Annotated in this window: 4 protein-coding genes; 2 read left to right on the top strand and 2 right to left on the bottom strand. The window is 59.1% G+C overall.

Translation table 11 applies throughout. The annotated features are described in order from the left end of the window. Nucleotides 1-209 precede the first annotated feature (209 nt). Nucleotides 210-1,739, top strand: coding sequence for a GMC oxidoreductase (locus tag AC2FNU_RS23760; protein ID WP_496793643.1), 1,530 nt, complete (start codon nucleotides 210-212; stop codon nucleotides 1,737-1,739). Between the two features lie 22 nt (nucleotides 1,740-1,761). Here AC2FNU_RS23760 and AC2FNU_RS23755 read toward each other — a convergent pair whose 3' ends face one another. Together AC2FNU_RS23755 and AC2FNU_RS23750 are read right to left on the bottom strand one after the other, a co-directional pair. After that, on the bottom strand, nucleotides 1,762-3,006 hold the full coding sequence (locus AC2FNU_RS23755; protein WP_496793639.1) for a glycosyltransferase: 1,245 nt from the start codon (nucleotides 3,004-3,006) through the stop codon (nucleotides 1,762-1,764). 163 nt (nucleotides 3,007-3,169) lie between these two features. Further along, a complete protein-coding gene (locus AC2FNU_RS23750; protein ID WP_496793634.1) occupies nucleotides 3,170-4,261 on the bottom strand; it encodes a glycosyltransferase family 4 protein in 1,092 nt (363 codons plus the stop codon). Between the two features lie 227 nt (nucleotides 4,262-4,488). Between AC2FNU_RS23750 and AC2FNU_RS23745 the strand changes: the two genes are divergently transcribed. Then, a partial coding sequence (locus AC2FNU_RS23745) for a glycosyltransferase family 4 protein (RefSeq protein ID WP_496793630.1) occupies nucleotides 4,489-5,585 on the top strand: 1,097 nt, incomplete at its 3' end.

Here is a 5,585-nt window from a genome sequence, read left to right as displayed (position 1 = left end):
GGAAATTCAATGTGTTCCTTACGACACGGTCTATCCCGAAGGCTTCGAAGATATGCAGCGCCGCCTGCCCGATGTCTCGAAACTGCAACGTGTCACCGGGTTCCGCCCGATGCGCACGCTGCAGCAGATCATCGATGACATCGTTGCCGAGATGACCCGCCCGGTTCCCGCATGAGGGTGCATCTGTTGGCACAGACAGGCCGCACCCCGTGACCGATCTTGTCATCGGGTCGGGGCCAGCAGGCGTATCGGTGGCCATTGCCCTTCTGAACCGTGGCCGTCAGGTTTTGATGATTGACGGAGGGCAAGAGCTTGAAGTCTCTGCGCGGGAGCGCCGCGACCGGATGGCGGCCTCAGATCCTGAGGACTGGTCTGCGAGTGATATTCGGGCCTGGCAGGCCCCTCAGTTAGACACGCCGCCCGGACAGGTGCGCCGGTTTGGGTCCGATTTTGCCATGGTGCCGGGTACAGACACACTGGTTGCACCGGATCAGATCGGATTGCGCGCCTCACATGCGGCGGGGGGGTTGTCCAACCTCTGGGGATCGGCGGTCCTGCCCAACCGGGATGCAGATATCACCGACTGGCCGCTGAGCGCGCAGGATCTGGCCCCGCATTACCGGGCGGTTGCCAAATTTCTGCCGGTCAGCGGGCGAGAAGATGCCTTGCAGGCCCTGTTCCCCGCCTTTCCGATGCAGCACCGGGTTCCGTTGAGCCCATCGCCTCAGGCCGGGCATATTCTGCACCGTCTGGAGCAACAGCAAACCAGCCTTGCGGGGTTGGGGGCCTCTGCCGGGATGGCGCGCCTGGCTGTGGATCCGGGCTGCCGCTATTGCGGTCAGTGTCTGCATGGGTGCCCTTGGGGGCATATTTACTCGGCCAGACAAACACTTGAGGATCTGCGCCACCACACGGCGTTTCGCCACCGCGATGGCCTTGCCCATGGCTTTGAAGAACACGCTGATCATGTCACGGTCCGGTTGGACGGCGGCGAGAGCCTGAAGGCTGATCGCGTTTTTGTCGCCGCAGGTGTTCTGGAAACGGCGCGCCTGCTGATGCTGTCTTCTGCGGATCCCGCCGCCCGCCTGCAATTGCAGGACAGCCAGCATTTCTTCCTGCCCAGCCTGCACCGCTGGCGCGCCCCGCGCCGCCCTGATCAGACCCCCTATCACACTCTGCCGCAGATTTTCATCGAGCTGGATGACCCCGATCTCTCACCCCATCTGGTGCACAGCCAGATCTATACCTGGAATGAGTTTTATGCCCAGGATCTGATCCGCAGTTATGGTGCAAAGCTGCCCGGCTCGGCCCCTGTTTGGCATATGCTGGCCCGGCGGCTGATCGTGGCGCAGGCGTTTCTGCATTCCGACCATTCTGCCCGTATTGATCTGACACTGGCCCCTGACGGGCGGCTTGTATCCAAGGTTCTGCCGAACGACACAACCGAGCAGGTCATGGCGCGGGCCACATCCCGGCTGGCGCAGGTGCTGAAACTGGCCGGGCTGACGCCGCTCAGCTTTGCCCGCCGCCCCGGTGATGTGGGATCAAGCTTTCATGTCGGCGGCTCGGTGCCCATGGCCAAAGCGCCCGGCACAGGACAATCGGATATTCTGGGCCGACCCAAAGGGCTGTCGCGGGTGCATCTGGTCGATGCCTCAAGCCTGCCCAGCATTCCGGCCACAACCATCACTTTTTCGGTCATGGCCAACGCCCACCGGATCGGAACGCTGGCGCCCTGACAGAAACGCTCGCCCGGGGTGCTTATCGGGTGCCGGTTTCAAAGGCCCCGCCCTCCAGCGCGACGGCCAATCTTGGGTTTCCCGCATCATGAGCTGCGCGCGCAAGCGCTGCGCCATAAGCTTCGAGCACGGATGTTTCGTGCCAGATTTCTAGAAACGCCTTGCGCGCAGCCGCGCCCTGCACCGCGCGCTGGTCGGACTGATGCTGCAGGTTGCGTATCGCCGCAATCAGATCGTCTTCGGATTCGAAGAGCTCTCCACCCCCTGCCCGCTCCACGATCTCGGGGAACGGGCCCAGCCGCCGGGCAATCACCGGTGTGCCCAGCCGGAAGCTTTCGATCAGGATGATGCCGAAGGTTTCATAACAAACCGAAGGCACAATCAACCCTAGCGCCCCACGATAATAGGCGTTCAATTCGTCAGGTGTCTTGCGGCCCAGAAATTTGATCCGGTCATTGCCTGAGGCCTGTGCCTTCAGCTCATCTGCGTAATCACCATCGCCCAGGATCAGCAGGTCCGCGTCGGGATAGCGGTCAAAGGCCGGGAACACATCCTGCAACCCTTTGATCTTTTCCAACCGACCGACAAACAGGAAATAGGGACGTTCATGCGCCGCCGGTTCCGGCAGGGCGCTCTGGTCTAGATCGGGCAGGAAATAGGGCAGTACCTGCATCTCCTGACGCAAGCCAAACTCGCGATGTTTGGCGCGGCTGAATTCGCTTTTGGCAATGATCAGATCCATATGATCCAGCGCCCGGTCCAGTGCGCCCGTATAGCGCCACAGCTGCGGCGGGCGTTTGTAATTCAGCACACAACGCAAGCACTGGCGATCATCGCACAGTTCCCGCCCATGCCGCCACAGAACATGGGTTGGACAGACCAACCAGTGTTCATGCGCCTCATAGACTTTCAGCCCCTCGCCCATCGGCAACAGGCCGGGCCCGCCGATCAGCGAAGTGTTATTGTGCCAGATGATATCCGGCTGCCGCTCGGCCAGAACCTCGCGAATGCGTCCTGCATGCACCACCGGGCGACCAAGTTGCTGAGTCAACAGGTTCGACATCACGCCATTGCGGCTGCGCAACCCGATCCGCCGCACCCCGTCAGGGGGCCCTTCGGGTTGCGGCTTGCCGCCCAGGATCAGATAGCTGTCTTCGTCATGCACCACCGTCACATCGTGCCCCCGCGCCACAAGCGCCCGGGCCATGCGTTGAATGCCAATGGCATCACCGCCAAAGGAATAAGGGGGATAAAATGTAGTGAACATCAAAATGCGCAGGGACTGCATGTGACTCAAACCGGATTACCAATGACTTTCCGGTATGAAAGCATGATCCATACCGTGATCGAAAGATGGAACTTGCCCTGATGCCCCGTTCACACGCTGTGTTGCGGGCATGCTGCAAAGGAATGCTGCTTTTGTCCGCTGCTCAGTCAAGAAGACTGAAATAAAGCGCCTCGATCTGCCGGTTGATGTGGTCTGGATCAAACCGGCTCTCTTTCGACCTGTCCAAGGCACTGGCCGCCATGTCGGCGCGCTTTTGGTCATCTTCGAGAATGTGCTCAACAGCCTGCGTGATCGCCGCGACATCGCCGATTGGCACACAGGCACCAACCGTATCATGCACCAGTTCGTGAACACCCGAACAATCGGTGGCCACAACCGGGGTTCCGACCTGGAACGCTTCGGCAATCGAGATGGGCAGCGCCTCCCACCGCGAGGTCAGCAACATCAGATCCGCTGCCCGCAAATAGCGATAGGGAACCTCGGTACGTCCAGCGAAAAGCAAATGCTCATCCAGACCGCGCTGTGTCGCCAGCGCCCGCATCTCCTGATCCAATGGCCCATCCCCGACAACGACAAAGCGATAGTCGGGGTGGGTGTCCTTCAGGCGCGCCACACACTCGATCAAGACGTCAATGCCCTTTTGATAGGCCACCCGCGCGATGGTGACGACAAGGCGATTGCCGCCACGCAGCAGGGTTTTTCGTAACGCGGCAACGTCGTGATCCGTATCTTCAGGCGGCGGCTTGATGCCAAGCCCTATGACCCTAAGCTTGTCCTTTGATACATTGGCGATTTCGGCCAGGTCTTCAGCGGCCCGATGGCTGGGCGTCACGACCAGATCGGCGTGGCGTGCAATCTTTCCAAACCCCCTGATCCGCTGTGGATCCGACCCGTGATACGTCACGACAAGCGGGATATTCAGACGCATCCGCGCCAGCAGCGCCACCAGAGCTGGTGCAGATTCATGCGCATGGATCACGTCAATCTGCGAAGACACAAGCCAGCGACGTAATGCGATGGCTCCACGGCCTGTATTCGCCAGCCGCCGGAGCATCGCGCCACCATCAACACCAACATAGCGTGTGGGGATAGACAGAAATCCGTCTGCCGCCCCCTCGCTTGCCCATTCACCGGGGGTGCCCGCCAGATAGACGCCATGGCCGCCAGCCCCAAGCCAGGTGCCCAGATCAAGCGCGTGCCGGGCGATCCCACCCATGCCAAAATCGGTACACATCTGTGCAATTCGAATGGGCCGGTGGCCATTTGGATTCCTTACAGCGTGCATGGGCGATTCCACATCATATTGGTTCCGATGATGTAGCAATCCGGCTATACCGAGATCAAACATTTGTAGATTGAACTTTGCTTGCCACCCAGCAAGCGCAATGCGTAAATTTTAGTATCCTAGTGCCGGCCAGTGCTTTGGGGCGAAAAGAAATTAGACAGAAACGGAGCATCAGCATGCATGTAGGGATCGACGGCACGACCTGGCGCAACGAGCGCGGGTTCGGGCGCTTCACAAGAGAGTTGGTGAAGGCGTTGGCAGCCCGAGATGGAAAATTCCGTTACTCCCTGATTTGCGATCAGGACCCCCCGTACCCTGTCCCTTCGAATGTCGAAGTGATCGTTGCGCCGGGGTCGGGAAACGACCATCCGGCAAGCCGGTTTCAGATGCACCAGGCAACGGTGAAACTGGGATGCGATGTGTTCTTCTGCCCAACCGTGTCCTCGTATTATCCGTTGCTGTCGCGCGTTCCCAAAGTGGTGTGCATACATGACACAATTCCCGAGCGCTTCCCGGATCTGATCTTTCCGACAAAGCTGAACCTTATGCTTTGGAAAATCAAAATCGCACTGGCCAAATTTCAGGCCACCCGGTTCATTACCGGATCCGAGTCATCTGCCGCAGACCTGAAATCCATCCTCGGCATTTCACGGGATCGGATTGACCTGACGACAATGGCAGCGGCGCCGTTTTTCAGAAAGATAAGTGATACCAAATCATTAAGCGACATACGCGCTGAATACAACGTACCTGAAAATGCCCGCATTCTTGTTTATGTGGGCGGCTTCAACAGACACAAAAATGTTCTTCGGCTCATTCAGGCCATGCCGATGATACTGGAGCAGCACCCGAATGCGTTTCTGGTGATTATCGGACGCACCACGGGCGAGAGGTTCTGGGACAATGTCGAAGATCTGCAGGCTTCCGCCCGCGCAGACGCGGTTGCCTCTGAGCGGATCATTTTCACCGGCGAAATTTCGGACGAAAAACTTGCGCTGCTGATCAATGCCGCCCACGCGCTTGTGCATCCGTCATTGTATGAAGGTTTCGGTTTTCCGCCGGTCGAGGCCATGGCCTGCGGCACTCCGGTTCTGGGGTCCAACACAAGCAGTATCCCCGAAGTGGTCGGTGATGGAGGGTTGCTGTTTGATCCCACTGACCCGTCTTCGATTGCGCAGCAGACCAACAGATTGCTGTCTGACAATGATCTTCACGCGCGGTTATCAGAACAGGCGATACATCAGGCCGCAAAATTCACCTGGGATCGTGCCGC

The sequence above is a fragment of the Ruegeria sp. BHSB064 genome, assembly GCF_059613205.1.
The sequence above is the reverse complement of the archived record's forward strand: the minus strand, read 5'-3'. Positions and strand labels throughout refer to the sequence as shown.